The following is a 23,074-nucleotide window of genomic DNA, read 5'->3' on the forward strand; positions in this document are numbered from 1 at the left end:
CTATTACAGGAATTACAGTTTTTTGAAGTAAACTTGTAACAGAAAATAGAATTGAAAATGCTTTATACAATTTATTGAATGTCAAATCTAGTAAACCAATTTTAGGAAACTACAGATACCCAAAGGCGGACAAAGGGGCGTTCATCGAACACTTTTAATTCCCACTAAAACATTGCCTTCCCATGTGCCGTGTAAGGAACATTTATTCCCAATATCTTACACAAAGTAGGTAATAAATCCGACATCGTGTAGTTCCCTTTCAAATCGGCCTTCACTCCCGCACCGTATAAATACAGGGGAACAATCGGACGCTTGGTATGCCGAAAATAAGTATCCTCCAACTCTTTCAGTTCCGAAACCCAAGTCGGATGGATACAGAAAAAGACATCCCCACTACGTTTGTGAGAAAACGAATTCTGAACCAACCGATTTACCCCTTCCGGGAAGGAAGTGTGCGTTAATGAATAGGCTGTCATGACTTTGGCTACCCCTTCGAACTCGATCATAAAATCAGCCACTTTATCCTGCATTTCTTTCAGATTTATCTTCTTCTGCTCGATCAGATCCCGGTTCAAATAGATTTGTCCCTGATCATAATCGGAAATCCAGTCACCCGGCCCGTAAACCAAACCCAAGTAAGACTTCAACAAGGCCACAGATTTAAATATACTAAAATAATCAGAGTTCACTTTAATCTTCCGCAAATCCTCCGGCATCAATTCCCGCATCTCGGAAAAGGTCACGAACAGCGTGTAGTTTCCTTTCCCGACCCGGGTATCCAACTTACTTACCAATGCCGCAATATCCATATCCAAACGGATCAACATATCTTTCTCCTCGCTCGAATCTATCGTGAAATCCCGGGACATATAGTCTAAACAGGAAAAGTTCAAGGCCAGCAAATCCGGATCATTATCCACTCCCAACCTTTCCTCGTCAATCAATTTTTCGGCCAACACACGTACCAATGTATTCGCGTAAGGTGTAGCTTTCAAAACCCGGTAAGTATTATATTCCTTCTTTGCCCGGGCTATATCATAATAGAAATGATTCGTCAGGCGAATACGGGCAGCCGACTTATCCTCGTCAGACAACATCATCCATCCTTTATTCACGAAATGATCGCTCTCGACCCATGTATTATACATTCTCAACCATTCGGGTAATTCCGAACGATAATAAGAAGAGGACACCCATTTACCCGTTTTCTCGCTGAACCAGATGGCCATATCGGCACTACTTCCCCCACTTAGAACAGCTTCGTCACCATTCATGGCAATACTGAACACCCGGGACATGGGATTATTCCATTTCATGGCGCTCCCCAAGCTCATCGTCTGCAAATAATCGGGAGACAAACTTTTTATACTATCCGCCTGTTGATCACCGATTTCCGTATAACGATCGGATCGAGTAGAATACTGACGTTTCCGGCGTAAACGATCGTACCACGCCCTCGACACGATCCCATGTTCTGTGGGTAACATACCCGTGTAAATCGATGCGTGATCCACCCCGGTTTGCGTGTAAAAATAGTTATAATTCATATTCACCCGGACTCCTTGTTTCATGATCCGTTTCAAACCATTCTCCGACAATTCGTTAGCATACATATCCATCCATTCTGGATAAAAATGACTGATTACCACTCCCACTATCAATTTCGGTTTTTCTTCCGCGAAAACACCAGATACCCAAGCCAATACACTCGCTAATAACAACAACTTTTTCACGATCGTTTCTATTTTATAAATTCGTATTTCTGATCCCAAGTTTCAAATCCTCAGTATAGACACAAAAATAATCAGAATATGATAATTTACAACTTATAATTCTTTCAATTCTTAATTGTTTCGTATCTTTACGGCAAGAATCTATAATAACCATATCCATTATGACTGAGAAAAAGTGCCAGTTGACAGAAAAACTGAGGAACTATGTTTATCGCTACGGAACTGAATTATCGGACGATAAATTGAAGAAAATGGGAACTTCTCTTGAGGAGATTAACGAGAATTTCTCAGACATGGAAGACATCGCAAAGAGTATCTTCGAGCAAGAGCGGATTGCTTTTGAAAAGATATTCAAAGAATACGATTTCGACGGATGGAACGCGATTGACATTCTACTACTGGTTGGAAACGAGATCCACCAGCGCTTTTTTAACGTGTCACCTTCCGTCAGCTACAAATTAGCCGAGGCGTTCCCGGAACTATTCGAACAGCACAAGCTGGAACGTTCTAATTTTATCTACGAGAAGATTAAAATTAACATCGAGAAGGGAATGCAACAAGGTATGTATAAAAACGACGTATCAAGTGAAATGGTTGCCCGCATGTATATTGCCAAACTGAACGATATTCACAATCAAGAGATCTACCCTCCCGAAGTCTTTGATTTCGCTACCATTTTCAACAATTTGATTGACGGGGTAATCAAAACCATCACGAACGAGGATGGATGGCAATATTACAAACAGCGTAAACAACTGTACAGCGTATTAAGTTTTAACAGGTAAAAAGAAAACAATGAGTGCAAAATATCAAATTGATGACATCGATCGCAAGATCTTGTCTCATCTTGTAAAAAATGCAAGAATCCCCTTTTTGGAAATAGCCCGGGAATGTGGCATATCCGGAGCCGCCATCCACCAACGCGTGAAAAAGATGGAAGACTCCGGTATTATCGAAGGTTCCCGTTTTATCGTGAAACCCGATGCGCTTGGTTTTGGTGTATGCGCTTTTATCGGGGTTATCCTTGACCACGCTCACACCTACAAGACTGTCGTGAAAGAGATTGAAAGCATCCCGGAAGTTACAGAATGTCACTTTATCACGGGCGGTTTTACCTTTTTGATTAAATTAAGATGTAATGATCACCAACATTTGATGGATATTCTGATCAACACGTTACAGAACATCCCCGGTATCGCTAAAACCGAAACATTCATCTCCTTGGATCAGCTTATCGAGAAACAGATAGCCCTATCCCCACAGGACAAATAGTCGTTTTAAGTTAAATCAAACCGTCATATTTTTCTTCTTCCTGGATAGTTTTGGGGCAATTACTTTCAATACTCCAGGAAGTACTTTTACCTTTACCGGAGACTCCAAAGTATACGGGTCTCCATCAATATGAGCTTTATTCAAGTCTCCTTCCAAAATCGCCTCCCTGCATTGGATTTCGCTAAAATAAGGAAGTCGAGCGATCTTGGAATTCATAAAGCAATAGAGGAAACGAGGTATTTGATAATATTTAGGCCTCTTCAAAATGCAAATATCAACCAGCCCGTCCCGTAACGAGGCTTTGGGGGCTATCGAGGCATTATTTCCATACTGGGAACTATTGGCAACACTCAAAACGAAACAATCTTCCTCCCACGTTTTCCCATCTATATGAAACACGTAACGCTTACCGGGGTAACGAAACCACATATGCACGATCGAGTAGATATAAGAAAATATTCCCCGGATCTTCATGGTACTAAAAAAGTGTGCCACCTCGGCATCAAAGCCAAAACCACTCACGTTCAACGAGTAATGGCCATTAATTTCCACGACATCAATATCCGTGGTCTCACTTTTCAAAATCTGTTTCAACGCTTTATTCATCATCTGGGAAAAACCTAAATGACGGGCAAAGCCGTTACCACTCCCTAAAGAGATCACGCCAAAAGCGATGCCCGTATTTATCAGGGCAGTACCGATTTCATTTACTGTACCATCCCCACCTGCCGCAATGATATGCGTGTAATTCTGATGCTTGGCCTGCTCCACGATCTCTTTTGCGTGTCCGGCATATTCCGTGAAACGTATATTGTACTCGATGTGTTTGTACGCCGCAATATGCCTTATCCGGTAAGGAATCTCCCAGCCCAAACCGAATCCCGATATAGGATTCACGATAAACAATATTCGATAATGAACCACGTGTTAATTTTAGATTTAATGATTTTAGATTCTGGCAGCCTAAGCTGCCACTAACATAGCGCCACACAGATCTTATGACCTCTCTCCCATTTTCAATTGCTAATTGTCTTTCCGTCCGATTCCGTAATACATATAACCGAATTCTTTCATCTGTTCCGGACTGTATATATTTCTTCCGTCAAATATAATCTTGTGCTTTAATGCTTTTTCGATAAAAGTAAACTTGGGAATCTTGAATTCAGCCCATTCCGTCACCACGATCAAGGCATCGGCATCGGTCAACGCATCATACATATTATCCGCGTATTCGATACGATCACCAATCCGTCTCTTACACTCTTCCATAGCCACCGGATCAAATCCTCGTACCACAGCTCCGGCCCCCACTAATTTATCAATTAACACCAATGAAGGAGCTTCTCGCAAATCATCCGTACCCGGTTTAAACGACAATCCCCACATGGCAAAACGTTTTCCCGTCAAATTCGGCCCGAAGTGTGAAGTGATCTTTCGGAACAACACGCTCTTCTGGTTCTCGTTCACCCGCTCGACGGCTTTCAACAATTCCAAGCTATGCCCGTGATCATCCCCCGTGCGAATCAACGCCTTCACGTCCTTCGGGAAACAGGAACCGCCATAACCGCACCCGGCATTCAAGAATTTCTTCCCGATACGGGAATCACTACCGATACCTTTCTTCACGGCTTCCACGTCAGCCCCGACAATCTCACACAAATTAGCGATGTCATTCATAAACGAAATACGGGTAGCCAGCATCGAGTTTGCCGCGTATTTAGTCATTTCCGCCGACAATATATCCATAAAATAGATCGGTGTATTATTCAATATAAAAGCATGGTATAAACGTTCCATGACCCGACGGGCACGATCACTCTCCACCCCGATCACCACGCGATCCGGAGAGATAAAATCGTTCACCGCATCCCCTTCCTTCAAGAATTCCGGATTAGAAGCCACGTCAAATGCCACCTCGACACCTCGTTTTTCCAAAGCTGCTTGAATTACTCCTTTCACCTTGTAATTCGTTCCCACGGGCACCGTTGATTTCGTCACCACGACAATATAATCATTTATGATCTCCCCGATTTCACGAGCCACATCCAGCACATAGTGCAGGTCGGCACTCCCATCCTCATCAGGCGGGGTTCCCACGGCAATAAAAACAGCATCAGCATCCTTCAATGCCTCTCTCAACGAAGTAGTGAAAAAGAGGCGTCCATCTTCCCGGTTCCGGGTCACCAGCTCGGCCAGTCCGGGTTCATATATAGGCATACCCCCATGATTCAACAACTCGATCTTGACATTGTTAACATCGACACACGTTACGGTTACTCCCGTTTCGGCTAAACATGTTCCAGACACAAGTCCGACATAACCGGTTCCAACAACAGCTATTCTCATATTATCTATTTTACCTCCCAAATTAGGGTCTGATTTTTCATTTTCGCAAAAATATAAATTTAAAACGAACAATAAGTTCCCATACCGTTTTTTTATTTAATTTTGTCTTAATGATAAATCAAACATTACCAGCATGAAAAAAAGAATTCTTCTTTTTCCTTTACTGTTTTTGATGATCACGATCTTTTCGTGCAAAGATAAAACCAAGGAACAAAGCAAGCTAGAGTATAGCAAATACATTTCCGACTTTACACAGGGAATGATAAAATCCTCCGACCCGATCTATGTTCGGTTGGAAAATAATGTTTTGCAAGTAGGGGACAGTCTTCCCACGCAGGTCGAAAAACTATTAAAGATCTCTCCGAAAGCAGAGGGAACCGTATCTCTACGGGACGGTAACATTATCGAGTTTACCCCCACCAAGCCGCTAAAAAACGGGCAAACATACGACATCAGTCTCTACTTGGACAAACTCTGCAAAGTCCCTTCCGACTTGTCAACCTTCCGTTTCAGCGTGAAAGTCCTCCCTCTCGTGTTTGCGTTCCAAGAGGGCAGCTTGAATATCGACCCCACGGATAACAACAGATTTTCTTACCGAGCCTCCATCACGAATTCCGATGCCGTGGCCCCCGCCGAAATAGAACTACTCGTGAAAGCGATGATAAATGGCTTGTCCCACAAATTAGAATGGGAACACACACCCTACATCCACTACTTCACGGTTCCGGACATCAACCGGACAGACGCAACACAATCACTGGAGTTAAGTTTCAACAAAAAGGTGAAAAACGGGAACGATTTGATCGTGGAGATCCCCGGTTCAAAAATATTTTCCGTACTGGAAGTCAAAGCAAGCGATGAAAACTCCCAGACCATAGACATCATCCTCTCGGACAACGTGGATGCCTCTCAGGATTTACAAGGATTAATCACCGTAGACGGAGTGAATCGCCTAAACTTCAACGTGCAGGGTAACATTATCCGAGTATATTCCAACGAACGGGACAAGATGCAAGGGGTCGTTCAAATAAATATCTATAAAGGTATCAAAAACTCATTCGGTGAAAAATTGAAATCGGATGCCACCTACAACGTCAGTTTCGCCTCCGCCAAACCCGCTGTTGCCTTTATTGGTGAGGGAACATTTACCCCGGCCGAGGGAAACGTGCTGATCCCCTTCTCCGCGGTAGCCCTGAAAGCCGTGCAATTGCGTGTGGTAAAGGTATTCAACCAAAACATGAACTTCTACCTGCAAGACGGTAATTACAATTATAGTAGCGATTACCAGTTACGCCGGGTGGGACGCATCATCTTGGATAAAAAAATCCCGCTTGAAAAAGAAGGTCACCCAATAAATGCCAACAAATGGCAGGACTACACGATAAATCTGGCAGACCATATACAATTGGAAAAAGGAGTTATCTACCGGGTTCAACTGAAATTCCAAAAATCCTACACGACCCTAGCCTGTGCTAACGAGGGATTGGATGGAATCACGGAAGACCATTGGGATTCCCAGTCTGATTATGACGATTATGATGACGACGATTACTACTATAATTACCCGTCCGACTACTCATGGGAAGAACGGGACGATCCCTGTTCCAACTCTTATTACTACGTGTCTGATCGTTTCCCCAGAAGAAACTTGATTGTCACCTCTCTCGGCCTTACCGCCAAAACCGGAAGTGACGGTAAATACGTGGTAGCCGTGAACGACCTGCTCACGGCCGCTCCCGTGGAAAGTTGCAAGATACTCTTCTTCAATTACCAGAACCAGAAGATTGATTCTGCCGTAACTAACAATTCGGGAATCGCAACCGCACGAGTACAAGGGAAACCGTTCATCGTGCTTGCCGTCAAGGGAAACGACAAGGCCTATTTAAAAGTAAGCGATGCAAATTCTCTATCATACAGCAACTTTGACATCAGTGGCGAAGTCGTGCAACAAGGAATAAAAGGTTTTATTTATGGAGAACGGGGCGTATGGCGTCCGGGAAATGAAATACATCTCTCTTTCATGCTGGAAGACAAAGAGCAGGTGATTCCCGTGGGACACCCCATCATTGCCGAACTCTACGACCCGAATGGTAACGTGGTGCAAACGAAACGGGAAGGACGTAACGAACACGGCCTCTATTGTTTCACCTTCAAAACAGACGAGCAAGCCGTCACGGGTTACTGGCGGGCAGTTGTACGTATCGGGGGAGTCTCCTTCTGGAAAACCGTCCGGATCGAAAGTATCAAACCGAATCGCCTCAGTATCGTGACCAACCTGCCGAATGACATTCTGGGAAATGGTATCCCGGATAACTCCATTCCCGTGCAGACCCGTTGGTTGCATGGAGCTAAAACCAGCTCGCTGAAGGTCAACACCGAATTAAAATTATCCCAGAGTAACACCACGTTCCCGGGATACAAAGAATATAGTTTTGATGACCGATCTCGTTATTTTAACGCGACCACAACAACCTTCTTTGAAGGGACCACCGATGCGGAGGGTAATTTTACCCTATCGGCTGATGAAATCAGCACGGAGAACGCCCCGGGAATGTTGAATGCACTACTCACGCTGCGGGTATTCGAACCCGGCGGGGACTTCAGCATCACGACAGCAGGATTCAAATATTCACCTTATAAAGAATATGTCGGCGTGAAACTTCCCGACTCCGAGGATAACTGGTACTCCGCCGGCAAACCGATCCCCATCGCGGGAGCCGTGCTTACGGCCGACGGGAAGCCGGTATCTGACAGGGAAATCGAAGTTGAAGTCTATACCTTGGAATGGCGCTGGTGGTGGGATTCCGAAAGGGACAATATCGGATCATACGTGAACCGCTCCTACCGGAAACCGATCTTCAATAAAACCGTGAAAAGCCAAAATGGTAAATTCAATATTGACGTTACCTGCAACCAATGGGGACGCTATTACGTGATCGCAAGAGATAAATCCTCCGGCCACTCCTGTGGAACGACCTTCTACGTAAGTTCTTGGCGGAATGACATGAATATCCCGGGTATGGCCACCCTACTCACCTTGACCAGCGATAAGAAAGCCTACCGTGCCGGGGAAAAAATAAAAATCACCTTCCCTTCTTCCGAGGGTAGCGTGGCACTCGTGAGCGTTGAAAACGGGAAAACCGTGAAAGACATATTCCGTGTACCCACATCTTCCGGTTCCACCTCTTTCGAGATCGAGGCGACCAGTGAAATGTGTCCCAATATCTACGTCAATGTCTCCCTCATTCAACCTCACAAAAACCGGAACAATGACAAGCCGATTCGTCTGTATGGAGTACTGAACATCAATATTGACGATCCTAACTTACGCCTGACCCCAAAGATCGATATGGCACAGGAACTTCGCCCGTCACAGGATTTCACGGTTTCCGTGAGCGAAAAGGACGGAAAACCGATGACTTATTCCATTGCCATCGTCGATGAAGGATTGTTATCCCTGACCTCCTTCAAAACCCCGAACCCCTTCCCCGCATTCTATGCCAGAGAGGCCCTCGGCGTAAAGACGTGGGACTTCTACGATGATGTCATCGGAGCATTCGGGGGACGTTTGGAAAAAGCATTTGCCGTGGGAGGTGACGAATCCTTGGAACCGGAAGAGAACCGAAAAAGCAATCGTTTTACTCCCGTGGTAATCTTCAAAGGCCCGTTCACCATCAAGAACGGGGAAAAGAAAATGCACACCTTCCGGATGCCGGAATACATCGGGGAAGTACGCACAATGGTCGTTGCCGAGGACAACGGACGTTATGGTTCCGCCTCGCAAAGCACGAAAGTCAACAAACCGTTGATGCTCAACGTCACGATGCCTCGCTTGTTCACCCCGGGAGACATGATCGAAATTCCGGTAACCCTATTTGCCATGAAAGAGAACATCAAAAATGTTACCGTAAACATCAAAACCGACGATAAGATCGAAATCATTGAACCCGCAAGCAAAGAAGCCCACTTCTCCGGCACGGGAGAACAGATCATATTCTTCAAGGTAAAAATCAAAGAAAACATTGGTAAATCCACGTTGACCTTCACGGCACAAAGCGGCTCGGAGAAAGCCCATTTCAGTTGTGATGTCGACATCCGCATACCGAATCCCAAAGTAACCCGGGTAGACGCGCGGGAAGTGGCAAGTGGAGAATCCATCACCTTCAACAACACGATGGAAGGTTTGGAACCCGCCTCGTTCCTCGAAATCACCTCCATCCCGGCGCTTAATCTGGAACAACGTCTCGGCTACTTGATTCGTTACCCGCACGGATGCGGAGAGCAAATCACCTCTGCCGTGTTCCCGCAGCTCATGCTCGACCGAATTATGGACCTCAGCGAGGCTCAAAAAGTTACCGCAGAATTGCACGTGAAAGACGTTATCACCCGCTTGCGCAACTACCAAGTAAGCAATGGTGGGTTCAGCTATTGGTCGAACTCCAGCTACGTTTCCGACTGGGTTTCCACCTACATCACGGATTTCTTAATTCAAGCAGAGAAAGTCGGTTATCGAATCCCGACTTCCATGAAAAACTCCGCTCTTGATTACCTAGCAAAACAAACAAATGCTTGGCGACGGGGAGATTATTACTCGGAAATCGAACAATCCTACCGCCTCTACGTGCTTGCACTTGCCGGCAAACCCAATATGGCAGCCATGAACCGGATGAAGGAAGATACCTACAAAAACCCGATTGCCCGCTGGCAACTGGCGGGAGCCTACGCCTTAGGCAAACACGAAAAGATTGCCAAAGCGCTGATCGCCAATCTTCCGGCAGAAGCTGAACTATATCGTCAGCTTGGCAGATGTTACGGTTCCGACCTCCGTGACAACGCGATCATCATGCAAAGCATGATCAACATGGATATGAAAAACGAGGCATACAAGCTCATGCAGAAAATGGCCCGCAAATTTGCATCCAACGAATGGTTAAGTACACAAGAAAGTGCCTTTGGCCTGTGTGCCATCGGTAACTACGTGGAACGATACTTCAAGGATGGTAACGGTATTGATGTCCAGATCGGGAAAGACAACTACAAGACGGCAAAAACCGTGTTGCAAAAAGAGTTGGCTGTGAAGAACAACAAATCGGAAGTGACCGTGAAAAACAACTCTTCGGGAACGCTCCACGTGCGCACCATCAACAGCTCCACGCCATTGGGAGTGATCACGCAAAGCGAAATGTCCGGGTTGAAAATGACGGTCAACTACTATCGCAACGGCACTCGGAACAACGAACCCAATTATAAACAAGGAGAAGACATCGTGGCCGAAATCACGATCCAGAATACCGGAAATATCGGTTTATACGAGGAATTGGCATTAACTTTCATGTTCCCCTCCGGTTTCGAGTTCCTCAATGAACGTCTCACGACAGGCGTGAACCCGTTCCAAGGAACCGACAACGTGGACATCCGGGATGACCGGGCATACCTCTATTTCTCGTTAACACAAGGCCAATCGAAAACTTTCAAACTTCGCTTTAACGCAGCGTACTCCGGAACTTACCTACTTCCGGCCATCACCTGCTCGGCGATGTACGATAACTCGATTACCGCCACTCTTCCGGGGAACACGATCACGATAAACAGAGAGTAATTAATTTTAAATTTTAGATTGAATGATTTCTGAATAAACAAAGGCCTTGTGTACCAGTTTTCAGTTTCTTCAATCTAAAATCTAAATTAATAACCTGCAACTTGTAACCAACCAATCTGTAACTTGCCTTCGGCAACATTTAATACATTTTTAAGAAAAAATTCATGCTTATTATTTAGAAATAATCTACATTTGTCAAGCAAACGATTTAGATATGCGTCGAGAAAATGTAAATAAACTGATACACTTGTTCCTGCTAGCTCTGTTTTTGAGCTATTACGGAAGTATCACCTTTTTCTCGCATTATCACGTGGTTAACGGGGTCACGATTGTCCATTCCCATTTCTTTTGCGGTCACGCCGATACCGACGGGAAAGCCGATCACACGCACTCCCCCAAGGAGCTGACATTAATTGCCTACTTAACCACTTTCATCACCTTGATCAGTGCCGCATTGCTCATACTGATCTCTTTCTCTATAACCCAGAGACATTACCATATCCGAAATCAGGCAGATGAACCGGACAAACATATTTTCACCTTAAGCCAACTCCGGGCTCCTCCCATTCTCGCGTAATTATTTCATCCAGACTAAAAAGCATTTCTCAAAGAAATGCAAGGGACTATAATTGTCTCCAAGCGGGTACGTCTCATGCCAAGCCATACTTTTTCCAAGAAGGGAGAATTATGGCCCAATATTAGGACATCCCTCTTGTTATCAGTCTAGTATGCACAAAATTATGTGCTTTCATTCTTAGAAAAAAACACCCCTCTTTCCCAGACAGGAATGAGGTATAAAATAATTACGTACAAATGAAAAACTTACTTACACTCGTTATATTACTTTTCCCAGCCCTTTACGGTTGGGCTGATGAAGAAAACACCGTGAAGAAAACCACGGACGCCCATATCACCGGACACATTATCCTGAAAGAAACCGGTGAACATCTCCCCTTCATGACCATATTGTTGAAGGGAACCAACATCGGCACGGCCACGGACGAAACCGGGCATTTTTTCTTGAAAAACCTGCCGGAAGGAAAATACACACTCCGCGTACAAGGGGTTGGTTATAAAAGTGCAGAGAAAGAAATCGTGATCGTGAGAGGGAAAACCCAAGAAGTTAACTTCGAAATCAGCGAGGATGCCGTTATGCTTGATGGAGCTGTGGTCACCGCTAACCGGAATGAAACGGATAGAAGGGAAGCCCCCGTTATCGTCAACGTACTATCGCCCAAAGTATTCGAGAATACGAACTCCGTATGTTTGTCCCAAGGATTAAACTTCCAGCCGGGTCTACGGGTTGAAAACAACTGCCCAAACTGCGGTTTCCAGCAAGTGCGCATCAACGGGCTGGATGGCCCCTATTCCCAAATATTGATTGACAGTCGTCCCATGTGCAGCTCGCTTGCCGGAGTGTACGGCTTAGAACAAATTCCCGCCAATATGGTCGAACGAGTAGAAGTACTACGGGGTGGAGGCTCCGCCCTCTTCGGGTCAAACGCCATCGCCGGAACAATCAACATCATCACGAAAGAACCCTTGTACAATTTTTTTCAGGTTGGACACACTCTTTCCGCCATTGACGGGGAAAGTTTTGACAACGTGACCTCCTTCAACGGGGCCATCGTCAACGATCAACGGGATGCCGGAATCTACCTGTTCGGAATGGTGCGTGACCGCCAAGCTTACGACCACGACGATGATGGTTTTTCCGAGCTGGGAAAAATAAACAGCACGACACTCGGTTTCAAGACTTACTACAAACCGACCCATTTCAGTAAATTCACCCTAGAATACCATCATATCAAGGAATTCCGTCGAGGAGGAAACAATTTAGACAGACCACCTCACGAGGCCGACGTGGCAGAACAAGCCGATCACAACATTCATGGCGGGAGCCTGAACTACACACTCTCATCAAAGGACTACAAACACCGCTTGAACGTGTACTCTTCCCTCCAGAACATAGGACGTGAATCCTACTATGGAGCCGGACAAGACACGAACGCTTACGGGAAGACCAAAGACTTCACGGTTGTGGGCGGAGCCCAGTACTCCTACGACTTCGACAACTTCCTGTTCATGCCCTCTTCTCTCACCGCGGGAGTAGAGTACTCCTACAACAAGCTGAACGACCTCATGTTGGGGTACCACAGGGAAATCAATCAAGAAGTTTCCGTGTACAGCGCATACCTTCAGAACGAGTGGAAAACCGGACGATTCAGTTTTCTATTAGGCGGACGTCTGGATAAAAACTCGGAAATCGACGATCCGATATTCAGTCCCCGCTTGAACATTCGTTATAACCCGATCCCCGATTTAAGCCTGCGGGCAAGCTATTCCGAGGGATTCCGGGCTCCACAGACCTACGATGAAGACCTCCACGTGGCAGCCGTCGGCGGGGAAGTGACCCTAATACAAGTGGCAAAGGACTTGAAGACCGAACGTTCCCGCAGTTACAGTGCATCCGTGGATTACTACACCGCTTGGGGCCCCGTACAGATCAACCTCCTACTGGAAGGATTCTACACCAGCCTCCACAACCCCTTCGTGCTGGAAGAGATCGAATCGGATGACGAGAACAAAATACTGGAACGTCGTAACGGGTCGGACGCCGTGGTGAAAGGATTCAACCTTGAAGGCAAGATCGCCCCGCACAAATCCGTACAACTACAATTCGGGGCCACCCTGCAAAACAGTAAATACGATGAACCCGTTGCATGGAGTAAAGACCCCGACGTGGAAGCCTGTCGCAAACTGTTGCGCTCACCCGATCAATACGGTTACGCAACGTTAAACCTGCTCCCGTTCAAAAACTTCTCGGCAGCCCTCTCCGGGACTTACACGGGTTCCATGTACGTGGGTCACTCGGCCGGGTACATCGAGAAAGACGTGTTGGAAAAAACGGACTCCTTCTTCGACGCCACGATTAAACTGGCATACGACATCAAGGTTGGCAGGGGTTACACAATTCAGTTCAATATCGGGATGCAAAACGTGTTCGACAGTTACCAGAACGATTTCGACAAGGGGGAATTCCGGGATTCCGGTTACATTTACGGTCCGGGCTTGCCAAGAACTTATTTTGCAGGCCTGAAATTCGGAATATTCTAAAAATACAGTATCAAGATTTCACTTTATCGACAAAGGGCCGAACTCGCAAGGTTCGGCTCTTCCTCTTTAGTATTAAAGCGTACTTGCCTCGGTATCTCACTGGTGACTCGTTAATATATCCTTCACGTTTCAAGATAAAATCAAATAAAAATACACCACCGCCATCCATCCACTTCCCGTTAACTTCCCGTTGACTTTCCATTGACTTACTAACGAGACACACCTACAACACCTATTCAACCACGGCAAGATACCAACGAAAGTACATGAAAAAAGCCATACCTTTTCGGCATGGCTTTTATTGAATATAAAATGTTGGTTATCTGATCTTTCCCGTTATTCAATCACACATTCACTAACTTCTTCTGTCGCCACCATCTTACTCTTATCCTGGTTCAAACCCTTGTTTTCACCCGTTTCACCGGTATTTTTCAGGGTATAGGTACCACTATCTTCCCGGTTAACCGTTTCTGAAGTGTTTTTCCCGTATTCAGTCCAGAGTAGTTTTACCGGTACAGACGTCTGTCCCTCAGGCACGATAGAGGTCAAGTCGAAAGAAACCCGTCCCCGACCCCATGAATAATTTCCTTGATCGTTACCCGTGTCAGGCCTTTCACCGTAAGCGTTATGGCGCAAGGTCACGTAAACCGTGTCATTATGAGCCACCACGTCACCCTGTACCAAATTAATGAAGTGTTTCTCTTTAGACCCGTCTTTTACTGGAATCCGGAACTCGACATTCAAGTATCTTCCACCGAACCACGCTTCCCGCACGTTGATCGGATCATTACCGATACTATCTTGCCGTACTTCCTTATCTTCATTAATGAAAGACTGTTTTACCGGCACCTTCGTCAACACGTCATCAAACCCGTAAAGACGAATGTAATAATTCATATTACCTTCCAACCCGGTCTCGTCACGTTCGCTACCCACGATAGAGTAATTCACGTACACCCGAAATCTTCCTCCGCCCCGTCAAAATTAATAGGCATCCCTTCCGTCACGATCAGCCGGTTACCATCGTCCCGACGAATGGCAAACTTGGAACGGCTCCCATTATCAATTTTTTCGAGGTTACCATAACTAAGCCATGAGCTACCTCCGCCCACGTAGTAATATTCGTCATCATCGTCACAAGCCGTAAAACCCATCACGATCAACGAACAAATAAGTGCAAATTTCCATGTTTTATTTTTCATAGCTGTTTTTTTTAATACATCCAATAGATGCTTATATTTTTAAAAAGTTGCGTCAACAGGCTATATTATTGCTTTTTTTAAAATTCATTTCAAAATATTCAGACCCTCAAAAGCAACAAGTTACTAAATATTAAAACACCCCGGAACAAGGCCAAAACCTACAACTTGTAACTTGCAACCTACAACTAAATCTATATCTTTGTAACAAAATAATGCCTATGAAATACTCTCTCGTTATATTTTCTTTCTTATTTCTGATTATTTTCACGTTTTCCTCCACGGCACAGGAAACGGCCAAGGCAAACAAGGGAGAAGGAGTTCTGCAATTTTTAAAACGTTTCAATCGCACGAAATCATTTCATTTCGACCGTTTCGTCGAACTGAACCGGGATAAGCTGGACAAAAATAACGGGCTAAAACTCGGTGTCACGTACACCCTTCCCCCTTTGAAAAACGAGGGCAACGAACCTCTATTCGGAGAGAAACTGGCAAAATACACCATTGATTCCGACGAGTTAAACGGGGCCTGCTTTTATCTCGTGAGCGGACACGGGGGACCGGACCCCGGGGCCATCGGAGAATTACGGGGCCACCCGTTACACGAAGACGAGTACGCTTATGACATCATGCTCCGTCTGGCCCGTAACCTCATGTCAAAAGGAGCCAAAGTACACATCATTATCCAAGACGCGAAAGACGGTATTCGCAACGATAAATTCCTTGACGTCAGCGACCGGGAAACCTGTATGGGACAAGCCATTCCCTTGAACCAAGTCAAACGTCTGCAACAACGTTGCGACAAAATCAATGAACTATTCAAGAAAGACAAGGAACACTATCGCCGGGCTCTTTTTATTCACCTCGACAGCCGGAGCGAGAGTAAGCAAATAGACGTGTTTTTCTATCATTACGACGGAAGTGCCAAGGGCAAACATCTGGCAAACACGCTACAAAATGTTTTCAACCGAAAATACGACAAGCACCAACCTCTCCGGGGTTTTTCCGGCACCGTGTCCCCACGTGACTTGTTTGTAATCAAACAATCCCTGCCCGTTGCTGTCTTCGTCGAGCTTGGCAATATCCAGAACAGCCGGGACCAGCAACGTTTCCTACTGGACGATAACCGACAGGCTCTAGCAAACTGGATGTGCGAGGGACTTATCGAAGATTATAAAAACTACAAGAATAAATAATTTATCAAATCTGTATGCATCACAATTGTTCTATCTCCTCACGAGAAAGACCCGTTATTTGAATTATCGTCTCTAAAGCTATCCCCGAGGATTTCATTTTTCCGGCTATCTCCTGTTGTTTCCTCTTTTCTCCCTCCACGAATCCTTCTGCCCTACCTTCTGCCTTACCTTCTTCCCTGCCTTCTTCCCTTCCTTCCGCTCTTCCTTCCGCTCTTCCTTCTATCCGACCAGTTTCAATGACGCTTTTTTGATAACGTAAAGCTTCCATATCCCGGTAATAAGCACGTTTTTCATGCTCCGGCAAGGCATCCACCCGCAAACGTTCACGCGCTTCAGGCAATCCCTTCGCCGTGGCAGTTCGGTCAATCTCTCCGGTCTTGAGAAATTTGACCCATTCATCCAAAGGCGTCCGAGCCACTGTATCGAAATCATTCACTCGCAACACGTAATACTCCGGGAACACGTCTCCAGCATCTTTACCCACGAATAATTCCCGTTGCCGGACAGACAATTTCAACTCGTCGTTCGGGTCATGCAATCCCCGGAACAAAGTTTTCCCATGATACACGTAATCCTTACCCTGTCCCAAATCGAAATAAACAATATTTATTGAGTAGACTTTTCGCACTTCACTGTAAGCATCACCTAACCCTATATATTCCGAGATCGTTTTAGACACCCCGTATAGCATCCGATGGAAGTAATCCAATTCACGGTTATTTTGGATCTCAATAATCATTAATTCTCCTTTAGTATCCTCCACCAGAATATCTGCCCGATTGAACTTGTTGCTCGCATCCGATTGATTGGATTCGCTTTCCAAGAACCGGCAAATATGTATATCTTCCTGCAACAACGTTGACAAAAATCCTTCCAGAACGACATAATTACTCTTGTCCCTAAGCAAGCGTTTCATCGCCCAATCGAAATGTATTAAATTAGATCTCATGGCTATTCTTTTTATACCTATTACAAAGATAGGCATTATTTCGATAAATCCATCATTTAGAGTCGCTTTTGCTATTGCAGAGAAGTCTTTTTCTTAACCATCAACCCGAACCCTTTCCCCCACGACGTGGCAATCTCAACCGGATCACCTTTCGGGAAGAACTTCCTCAAACGAGCGATCACTCTATCCAAGTAACGATAGGACTCTTTAAAATCATTCCCCCATCCCTCTTTGACCAGTTCATCCTTACTCACGTATTGATTTTTCTTCAAACACAAGGTTTTCAACACTCTTGTTTCCATGGGAGTCAGCTGGTTCGTCTCCCCTTTTATAATCAAGTAACGACGAATCGGGTTAAACGAAACATCACCTGAAATCTTCATGAAATCGGTCTCGACTTTCAACATTCCCATGTTCCTCAACCACCGATTCACCCGAGCAACCACTTCATCCAGAAGTACCTCTTTACGTATGTAGTCATTCGCTCCGAGGTCAAAACCATCAATAGCGTGTTGAGAATGTGTCAAGGAACTGATAAACAGGATTGGTGTCGAAAAATCCTCTTCCCGAATCTTTTTGGCCACCTCGAACCCGCTCATCTTGGGCATAATCACATCCAGCAAGATCAAATCAGGAGTTTCCCTACGGTACAACCACAAGGCCTGTTCTCCATCGGCAGCATGAACCACCTTATACCCGGCTCTTTTCAAATAATCAATACACGTTTTCGCCTGCATGGCGTCATCTTCGGCATACAAAATCTTAATCATTTTCCCGTTTGTCAACTGTTAATCGTTCTCATCTTTCACCAAAGGGATCATCACGGTGAAAGTCGTGCCAACACCGACCTCGCTTTCCACCCGAATCACGCCTTCATGCGCCTCGATTACCTGTTTCACGTAGCTTAACCCGATCCCGAAACCATGCACATCAGTCGAACGCCCGCGGTGAATCCTGTAATACCGTTCGAATATCTTCTCTTTCAACTTTTCCGGAATTCCAATCCCGTTGTCTTTAATGGCAATCACGACCATCCCGTCCACCTCTTTACACTCGATCTCTACTTTTGCCGGATCACCCGAATACTTGATAGCATTCTCTATCAAATTACTTATGGCATTCGGGAAATGAATATCATCCGCTTCAATTACATCAACGCTCAACTGATAGTCAACCTTGATAGAGACATTCTTTCCCATTAACATCGGATCAAACAATGCAACCAGTGAATCAATAGTTTCTCGCAAATTTAATCTATTCCACGATATTTTAAACCCTTGTTTCCAAACAATTAATAATTTATACACGAAATTATTCAATTGATCCACCCGTTTATGTGCCGCATTTAACAATATTCTCTGTGCATCCTTCAAATTTTCAGTTCCGTACGAAATAATCCCGGAAAAAGCATTTTGCACGGCAGATAACGGAAGCTTCAACTCGTGAACCATACTACTCATAAATTCTTCCCGAATCTTGGATATTTGGTACTGAACGAGGATCGTTTTGATCTGGTAAATAAAACACACAATCAATAACACGAACAAGACGAAAGAACTAATCAACACTCCCGTCATTTGTGTAAAAAACGTTTTATAGGGCATATCAAAATAAACAATCACACCATGATGACTTTTTAAACCTAATTCTACCATATTAGACACAAGCCGCCTTCTAATTTTTGAAAACCCCGTATCGGTAGAAGCAATAATATCACCAGTTTTAGTATTTACAAGCTCTAAAACATATTCATCCTCAATCCCATTACTTTCAAAGATAGACTTACATACACTATCTAACATACTAATATTTTCCCCTGACTGTTCCTTCACCAAATCATAACAGACTTTCCTAAACACACCTAAATATCCGGCATCTTTATCATAGTTAATGATTGTAGTATCTCCCTTCCAAACAAATTTCACGATTTTATCATCAGGATTCACACTAACACTTGGAGGTTCTTGCACAATAACCCGATTACCAACCAAATATTCTTCGAACCCAGATTCAACTGCTCCAGACAAAATATTATTTACGGTATTTAAATATTCAACCTGCTTGAATTGAATCAATCGATTCAACCAAAAACCTTGAAAAATCAACAAACACAGTATCGCAAATATCGAAACACCCCAAACCACATGAATTTTTCTATTCATAAACATAGTGTTATAAATCTATTCAAAGATATAGAAATTATTTTCTATCGTGTCATCCAAAAACATTTAGATAAATTAACAAAAAATCGATACAAATTAGATACAATTTAAGTCATTCCGATCACTTATTTTTGCCTTGATTTAAATACCAAGACAAATGAAAAAGATAATATTAATAACTATTTTCATATCTATTGTTCTAGTATTTACATTACTAAATGTAAATATAAGAAAAGATTCGACGAATATAGATATAAAAATCCAAAATATCGAAGCATTTGGAGACAAGGAAGACGGAGATGATAATCCATGCAAAGCTCCCGGAGGAGTATGTATGACATATGGCAGTGACGGGTATCCTATTTTCCACCCCGGTTTATCTATCCCATAAACAATTCACTATGAAAAAGACAGCATTTATAATTATAGCTTTATTGCTTGCCTTCGGTTGTTCCGACGAGAAACATGAAGTGCCAAAAGAAGATAATCCATTATTCAGTACAAGTCGTGCTATCTCCTTGAATCAACTGGGTGAAACGATTAACTTGGAAAAAATTGGAATTTACAACCCGACAAAAGTTATCAAAAAAGACTCCTTACTTATCGTATTGGATCTAAACGGACTTAATAAAATCTCCATATACCAAGAAAACGGGAAGTTACTAGGCAGTTATCTGCCAACGGGAATGGGTGCGGATCGGGGACTCTATATTCTCACGATGACCCTCGACGACAAAGGAATCCTTTCCGCCTATGACTTTGGAAATGACAGATTAGTTGAATTCGATTTAAATCACTTCGGACAACCTGAATTCGGACCTAAATTTATTGATATGCCCAAGGATAAAAAACACCTTTGCGTGGCAAAATCAGGCTCGACAATTATCTCTACCGGAATGTTTGACGAAGGTAGATACGGTTTAATGAACAACAATAGCGAAGAATACTTTTTAAGTTACCCGGAAATACCGAGTTATCGCACCATAAACGATACTTTAAGAAGTGCTTTATTTGCCAGTAATATCATCAAGATAAAACCCGACGGAACAAAATTTGTCTGTGCGAATATGCAGAGTGGCATCATCGATTTCTGCTCTCTCATACCTTGCACCAATATCACTCGCGTTGCCGAGCTGAATCTTTATTCTCCGAAAGCCACAGTTAAAAATATGCGGAGAACGCCCGTTGCCTATTCCACAGACAATCTCTTCGGGTTCTGTGATATTGAAGTTACTGACGAGTACATATACGCCTTGTATTCCGGTAGAAGTTACCGCAAATATAAAGACCAGATAGTATACGGTGAACGGATTGTTGTGTTCGACTGGGAGGGCAATCACGTCCACACTTATTTATTAAGAAATCCGTTCACCTCTATTTCTTTCAACAAAGAAGAGAATGCAATTTACGGTTTGACAAACAACCCGAATTCAGTGTTAATCAAATATACATTGGATTAATTTCCGCGTGAGACCGCTCCTTGGAAGGATGTCTCGATAGGTTTCCTTCCAAGGACCTTTACCCGGAAACGGCAAATAATACCACGGAGAAATAAATCGTTAGATTAAACCATGGCAAGAGAAATACGAGACATAGCATACCCGATCGCTTTCGCCGGATTCATATTACTGGTTATGACCATACTGGTAATTGATCCTACCAGAATGAACGGGCTAACGCTTGCCAAATATTTCTGGTTCTACTCCACGTTATTACTCACGGGAGTTATAACATTCGGTCTTGCTTTTTACTCTATGTCGGTCGCGAGTATCGACATAACCAAGTCAATAATGATAGGGATTTTGACTGTAGTGATTATTGACATATCCCGCTACTCTAACATGGAAATGATGAACGCGAAAATATTTTTGCTAGTAATCATTTCCTTTTTCTTCTTCGACATCTTTTTCCACCACTATAAAAAAGCCACTAAGGTATTCCAATTCGTGCTGATCGCTTTCGCACTACTGGAGGTAATCTGGGGATATTGCCAGTTGTACGCCTATATCCCCGATATGCAAAAAGACTTCACGCTCACAGGTTCGCTACCCCACACGAACTCCTATGCCATGTTTCTGGCCATCACTCTACCCATAGCCCTCTACTGGACCATCACGTTATTCCAAAAATTAAAATACGGTTACTCTCGTCTCCTTACCGGAACCGATGAAGAACATGTGAGACTGGAAATTGTTGACGACATTCTTTTATTCCTTCTTTCTGCCCTCGGGCTAATCGGGATTCTATCCATACTACCGCTTACGGGAATCCCATCCGCATGGTTTATTGCAGGATGTAGCGGGCTATTTGTTCTGTACTTTAAATTGGACCTTCACACCTTTATAAAAACCTCTATACTCCGAAGTCACAAAAGAACTACCATATCCGGGATCACGCTCTTACTCGTGATAGGCTTGCTTACCACCGGTTTTTATCGATTACGGAAGGATGAAATAAACAAACATCTGTTAACTTGGAAAATATCCCTGCAAGTGCTGAAGGAAAAACCGATCACTGGTGTCGGGATCGGAAATTTCCGGAAAGCATTCGGGGATGCCCAAACAACCTATTTTGAACAAGGAGAACCAACCGAACAGGAAGTAGCCCTTGCCGGAAATCCCAACTGCCCGGAGAACGACTTCATTCAACTGGCAACCGGCACGGGAATCATCGGAATATTATTGTTTATCGGCCTCATCGTTTCCGTCCTGTTCTCCGGATTCAGGAACATGGATAAACACCCGGAGAAACTGGCTATCACGGGAGCCTTAATTGCTTTTATCCTCGCGGGATTCATCAATTCCCCTATTCAATCATTATCCCTCTCGATCTTGTTGGTACTGTTAATCGCTCTCGGGACCTCAGACATTCAGCCCGCAAGAAAAAGAATACCCAAAGTTATACCGATCATGACCTCGCTACTTTTGATCGGGATCACGACCACCATCGTTTACCCCCAGTTCACGATGTTCAAAGCATACAAACAATGGGCCCATGGACGCCTTTATTATAAAATGAAAATATATGCCACGGCAGCTAAGATATACACCCCGCTAACAAACACGCTACGTCACCCCTATTTTTTCATGGAATACGGGTACGCCTTGTCACAAACCGGGCAACATGAAGAGAGTATCGCCATCCTTCAACGAGTGGCACAAATTCTCCCTGACCCGCAGATTTATAATCGTATCGGCAAGAGCTACCAAGCACTGGGAGAATATCAACTGGCAGAACAGTATTTTCAAAAAGCACATCACATGGTCCCCAACCTTGTGTATCCCAATTTCCTACTGGCCCAATTGTACCTTGAAATGGGCCTGCGGGACAAAACACTGGAATGTGCCCGTCAGATACTCACGTTGAAACCTAAAAAAGAATCAGAAGAAACACTATATATAAAAGCACAAATGGAACAATTAATCCAACGACTGGATTAATCCCGCCGAGGGATCGACCGGATCCCATTCACACCATAGTACATCTAAATCCATCACTTTG

At 44.2% G+C, this 23,074-nt stretch carries 17 protein-coding genes; 9 read left to right on the forward strand and 8 right to left on the reverse strand.

Going from position 1 to position 23,074, the window contains the following annotated elements:
• Window positions 1–164: 164 nt before the first annotated feature.
• Entirely contained in the window at window positions 165–1,733 is a 1,569-nt protein-coding gene (locus R8806_RS08340) for an alkaline phosphatase family protein (RefSeq protein ID WP_229783024.1), read from the reverse strand.
• 161 nt (window positions 1,734–1,894) lie between these two features.
• On the opposite strand from R8806_RS08340, the gene R8806_RS08345 reads away from it, so the two are divergent.
• Together R8806_RS08345 and R8806_RS08350 are read left to right on the forward strand one after the other, a co-directional pair.
• Window positions 1,895–2,518: a hypothetical protein gene (locus R8806_RS08345; protein ID WP_027202309.1), complete on the forward strand. Its 624-nt coding sequence runs from the start codon at window positions 1,895–1,897 to the stop codon at window positions 2,516–2,518.
• Between the two features lie 10 nt (window positions 2,519–2,528).
• Entirely contained in the window at window positions 2,529–3,005 is a 477-nt protein-coding gene (locus R8806_RS08350) for an Lrp/AsnC family transcriptional regulator (protein WP_087421230.1), read from the forward strand.
• Between the two features lie 15 nt (window positions 3,006–3,020).
• Here R8806_RS08350 and R8806_RS08355 read toward each other — a convergent pair whose 3' ends face one another.
• Window positions 3,021–3,929 carry a diacylglycerol/lipid kinase family protein gene (locus R8806_RS08355; RefSeq protein WP_124317961.1) on the reverse strand — a complete coding sequence of 303 codons (909 nt, stop codon included), beginning with the start codon at window positions 3,927–3,929 and terminating at the stop codon, window positions 3,021–3,023.
• A 99-nt stretch (window positions 3,930–4,028) separates the two neighbouring features.
• On the reverse strand, window positions 4,029–5,351 hold the full coding sequence (locus R8806_RS08360) for a UDP-glucose dehydrogenase family protein (RefSeq protein ID WP_124317962.1): 1,323 nt from the start codon (window positions 5,349–5,351) through the stop codon (window positions 4,029–4,031).
• Window positions 5,352–5,484: 133 nt separating this feature from the next.
• Between R8806_RS08360 and R8806_RS08365 the strand changes: the two genes are divergently transcribed.
• The 3 genes from R8806_RS08365 to R8806_RS08375 all read left to right on the forward strand — a co-directional run bounded on the left by R8806_RS08365 (window position 5,485) and on the right by R8806_RS08375 (window position 14,067).
• Window positions 5,485–10,950: an alpha-2-macroglobulin family protein gene (locus tag R8806_RS08365; protein WP_229783023.1), complete on the forward strand. Its 5,466-nt coding sequence runs from the start codon at window positions 5,485–5,487 to the stop codon at window positions 10,948–10,950.
• 214 nt (window positions 10,951–11,164) lie between these two features.
• Window positions 11,165–11,527, forward strand: a complete 363-nt coding sequence (locus R8806_RS08370) for a hypothetical protein (protein ID WP_124318112.1) — start codon at window positions 11,165–11,167, stop codon at window positions 11,525–11,527.
• A gap of 236 nt (window positions 11,528–11,763) precedes the next feature.
• Window positions 11,764–14,067: a TonB-dependent receptor gene (locus R8806_RS08375; protein WP_124318113.1), complete on the forward strand. Its 2,304-nt coding sequence runs from the start codon at window positions 11,764–11,766 to the stop codon at window positions 14,065–14,067.
• Window positions 14,068–14,403: 336 nt separating this feature from the next.
• Here the strand turns inward: R8806_RS08375 and R8806_RS08380 are convergent, their stop codons facing one another.
• Both R8806_RS08380 and R8806_RS08385 read right to left on the reverse strand, forming a co-directional pair.
• Window positions 14,404–15,018: a NigD1/NigD2 family lipoprotein gene (locus R8806_RS08380; RefSeq protein ID WP_317715802.1), complete on the reverse strand. Its 615-nt coding sequence runs from the start codon at window positions 15,016–15,018 to the stop codon at window positions 14,404–14,406.
• Window positions 15,015–15,269 carry a hypothetical protein gene (locus R8806_RS08385; RefSeq protein WP_317715803.1) on the reverse strand — a complete coding sequence of 85 codons (255 nt, stop codon included), beginning with the start codon at window positions 15,267–15,269 and terminating at the stop codon, window positions 15,015–15,017. The genes R8806_RS08380 and R8806_RS08385 overlap by 4 nt, the downstream gene beginning before the upstream one ends.
• A gap of 218 nt (window positions 15,270–15,487) precedes the next feature.
• Between R8806_RS08385 and R8806_RS08390 the strand changes: the two genes are divergently transcribed.
• Window positions 15,488–16,462: an N-acetylmuramoyl-L-alanine amidase family protein gene (locus tag R8806_RS08390; protein ID WP_087421217.1), complete on the forward strand. Its 975-nt coding sequence runs from the start codon at window positions 15,488–15,490 to the stop codon at window positions 16,460–16,462.
• 19 nt (window positions 16,463–16,481) lie between these two features.
• On the opposite strand, the gene R8806_RS08395 is transcribed toward R8806_RS08390, so the two are convergent.
• The 3 genes from R8806_RS08395 to R8806_RS08405 all read right to left on the reverse strand — a co-directional run bounded on the left by R8806_RS08395 (window position 16,482) and on the right by R8806_RS08405 (window position 19,573).
• Window positions 16,482–17,411 (reverse strand): Rpn family recombination-promoting nuclease/putative transposase, encoded by a 930-nt coding sequence (locus R8806_RS08395; protein WP_244980149.1) that lies wholly within the window; start codon window positions 17,409–17,411, stop codon window positions 16,482–16,484.
• A 71-nt stretch (window positions 17,412–17,482) separates the two neighbouring features.
• The gene (locus R8806_RS08400) at window positions 17,483–18,181 is read right to left on the reverse strand and encodes a response regulator transcription factor (RefSeq protein WP_124318146.1); all 699 of its coding nucleotides are present in this window, start codon (window positions 18,179–18,181) and stop codon (window positions 17,483–17,485) included.
• Window positions 18,182–18,199: 18 nt separating this feature from the next.
• Entirely contained in the window at window positions 18,200–19,573 is a 1,374-nt protein-coding gene (locus R8806_RS08405) for a sensor histidine kinase (RefSeq protein ID WP_167513935.1), read from the reverse strand.
• A gap of 157 nt (window positions 19,574–19,730) precedes the next feature.
• Here R8806_RS08405 and R8806_RS08410 point away from each other — a divergent pair, with 157 nt between their 5' ends.
• The 3 genes from R8806_RS08410 to R8806_RS08420 all read left to right on the forward strand — a co-directional run bounded on the left by R8806_RS08410 (window position 19,731) and on the right by R8806_RS08420 (window position 23,013).
• Window positions 19,731–19,964 carry a hypothetical protein gene (locus tag R8806_RS08410; protein WP_124315672.1) on the forward strand — a complete coding sequence of 78 codons (234 nt, stop codon included), beginning with the start codon at window positions 19,731–19,733 and terminating at the stop codon, window positions 19,962–19,964.
• Between the two features lie 10 nt (window positions 19,965–19,974).
• The gene (locus R8806_RS08415; RefSeq protein ID WP_164719538.1) at window positions 19,975–21,033 is read left to right on the forward strand and encodes a BF3164 family lipoprotein; all 1,059 of its coding nucleotides are present in this window, start codon (window positions 19,975–19,977) and stop codon (window positions 21,031–21,033) included.
• 111 nt (window positions 21,034–21,144) lie between these two features.
• Window positions 21,145–23,013, forward strand: coding sequence for a hypothetical protein (locus R8806_RS08420; protein ID WP_124315670.1), 1,869 nt, complete (start codon window positions 21,145–21,147; stop codon window positions 23,011–23,013).
• Window positions 23,014–23,074 lie beyond the last annotated feature (61 nt).

This window comes from Butyricimonas faecihominis (assembly GCF_033096445.1).
In the GTDB taxonomy this organism is placed as follows: domain Bacteria; phylum Bacteroidota; class Bacteroidia; order Bacteroidales; family Marinifilaceae; genus Butyricimonas; species Butyricimonas faecihominis.

What these genes read in the sequence shown, in the direction of transcription:
- R8806_RS08345 (WP_027202309.1), top strand. Translation starts at nt 1,895, where the DNA reads ATGACTGAGAAAAAGTGCCAGTTGACAGAAAAACTGAGGAACTATGTT.
- R8806_RS08410 (WP_124315672.1), top strand. Translation starts at nt 19,731, where the DNA reads ATGAAAAAGATAATATTAATAACTATTTTCATATCTATTGTTCTAGTA.
- R8806_RS08420 (WP_124315670.1), top strand. Translation starts at nt 21,145, where the DNA reads ATGGCAAGAGAAATACGAGACATAGCATACCCGATCGCTTTCGCCGGA.
- R8806_RS08395 (WP_244980149.1), bottom strand. Translation starts at nt 17,411, where the DNA reads ATGAGATCTAATTTAATACATTTCGATTGGGCGATGAAACGCTTGCTT.
- R8806_RS08385 (WP_317715803.1), bottom strand. Translation starts at nt 15,269, where the DNA reads ATGAAAAATAAAACATGGAAATTTGCACTTATTTGTTCGTTGATCGTG.
- R8806_RS08375 (WP_124318113.1), top strand. Translation starts at nt 11,764, where the DNA reads ATGAAAAACTTACTTACACTCGTTATATTACTTTTCCCAGCCCTTTAC.
- R8806_RS08365 (WP_229783023.1), top strand. Translation starts at nt 5,485, where the DNA reads ATGAAAAAAAGAATTCTTCTTTTTCCTTTACTGTTTTTGATGATCACG.
- R8806_RS08405 (WP_167513935.1), bottom strand. Translation starts at nt 19,573, where the DNA reads ATGAATAGAAAAATTCATGTGGTTTGGGGTGTTTCGATATTTGCGATA.
- R8806_RS08400 (WP_124318146.1), bottom strand. Translation starts at nt 18,181, where the DNA reads ATGATTAAGATTTTGTATGCCGAAGATGACGCCATGCAGGCGAAAACG.
- R8806_RS08390 (WP_087421217.1), top strand. Translation starts at nt 15,488, where the DNA reads ATGAAATACTCTCTCGTTATATTTTCTTTCTTATTTCTGATTATTTTC.
- R8806_RS08350 (WP_087421230.1), top strand. Translation starts at nt 2,529, where the DNA reads ATGAGTGCAAAATATCAAATTGATGACATCGATCGCAAGATCTTGTCT.
- R8806_RS08415 (WP_164719538.1), top strand. Translation starts at nt 19,975, where the DNA reads ATGAAAAAGACAGCATTTATAATTATAGCTTTATTGCTTGCCTTCGGT.
- R8806_RS08370 (WP_124318112.1), top strand. Translation starts at nt 11,165, where the DNA reads ATGCGTCGAGAAAATGTAAATAAACTGATACACTTGTTCCTGCTAGCT.
- R8806_RS08360 (WP_124317962.1), bottom strand. Translation starts at nt 5,351, where the DNA reads ATGAGAATAGCTGTTGTTGGAACCGGTTATGTCGGACTTGTGTCTGGA.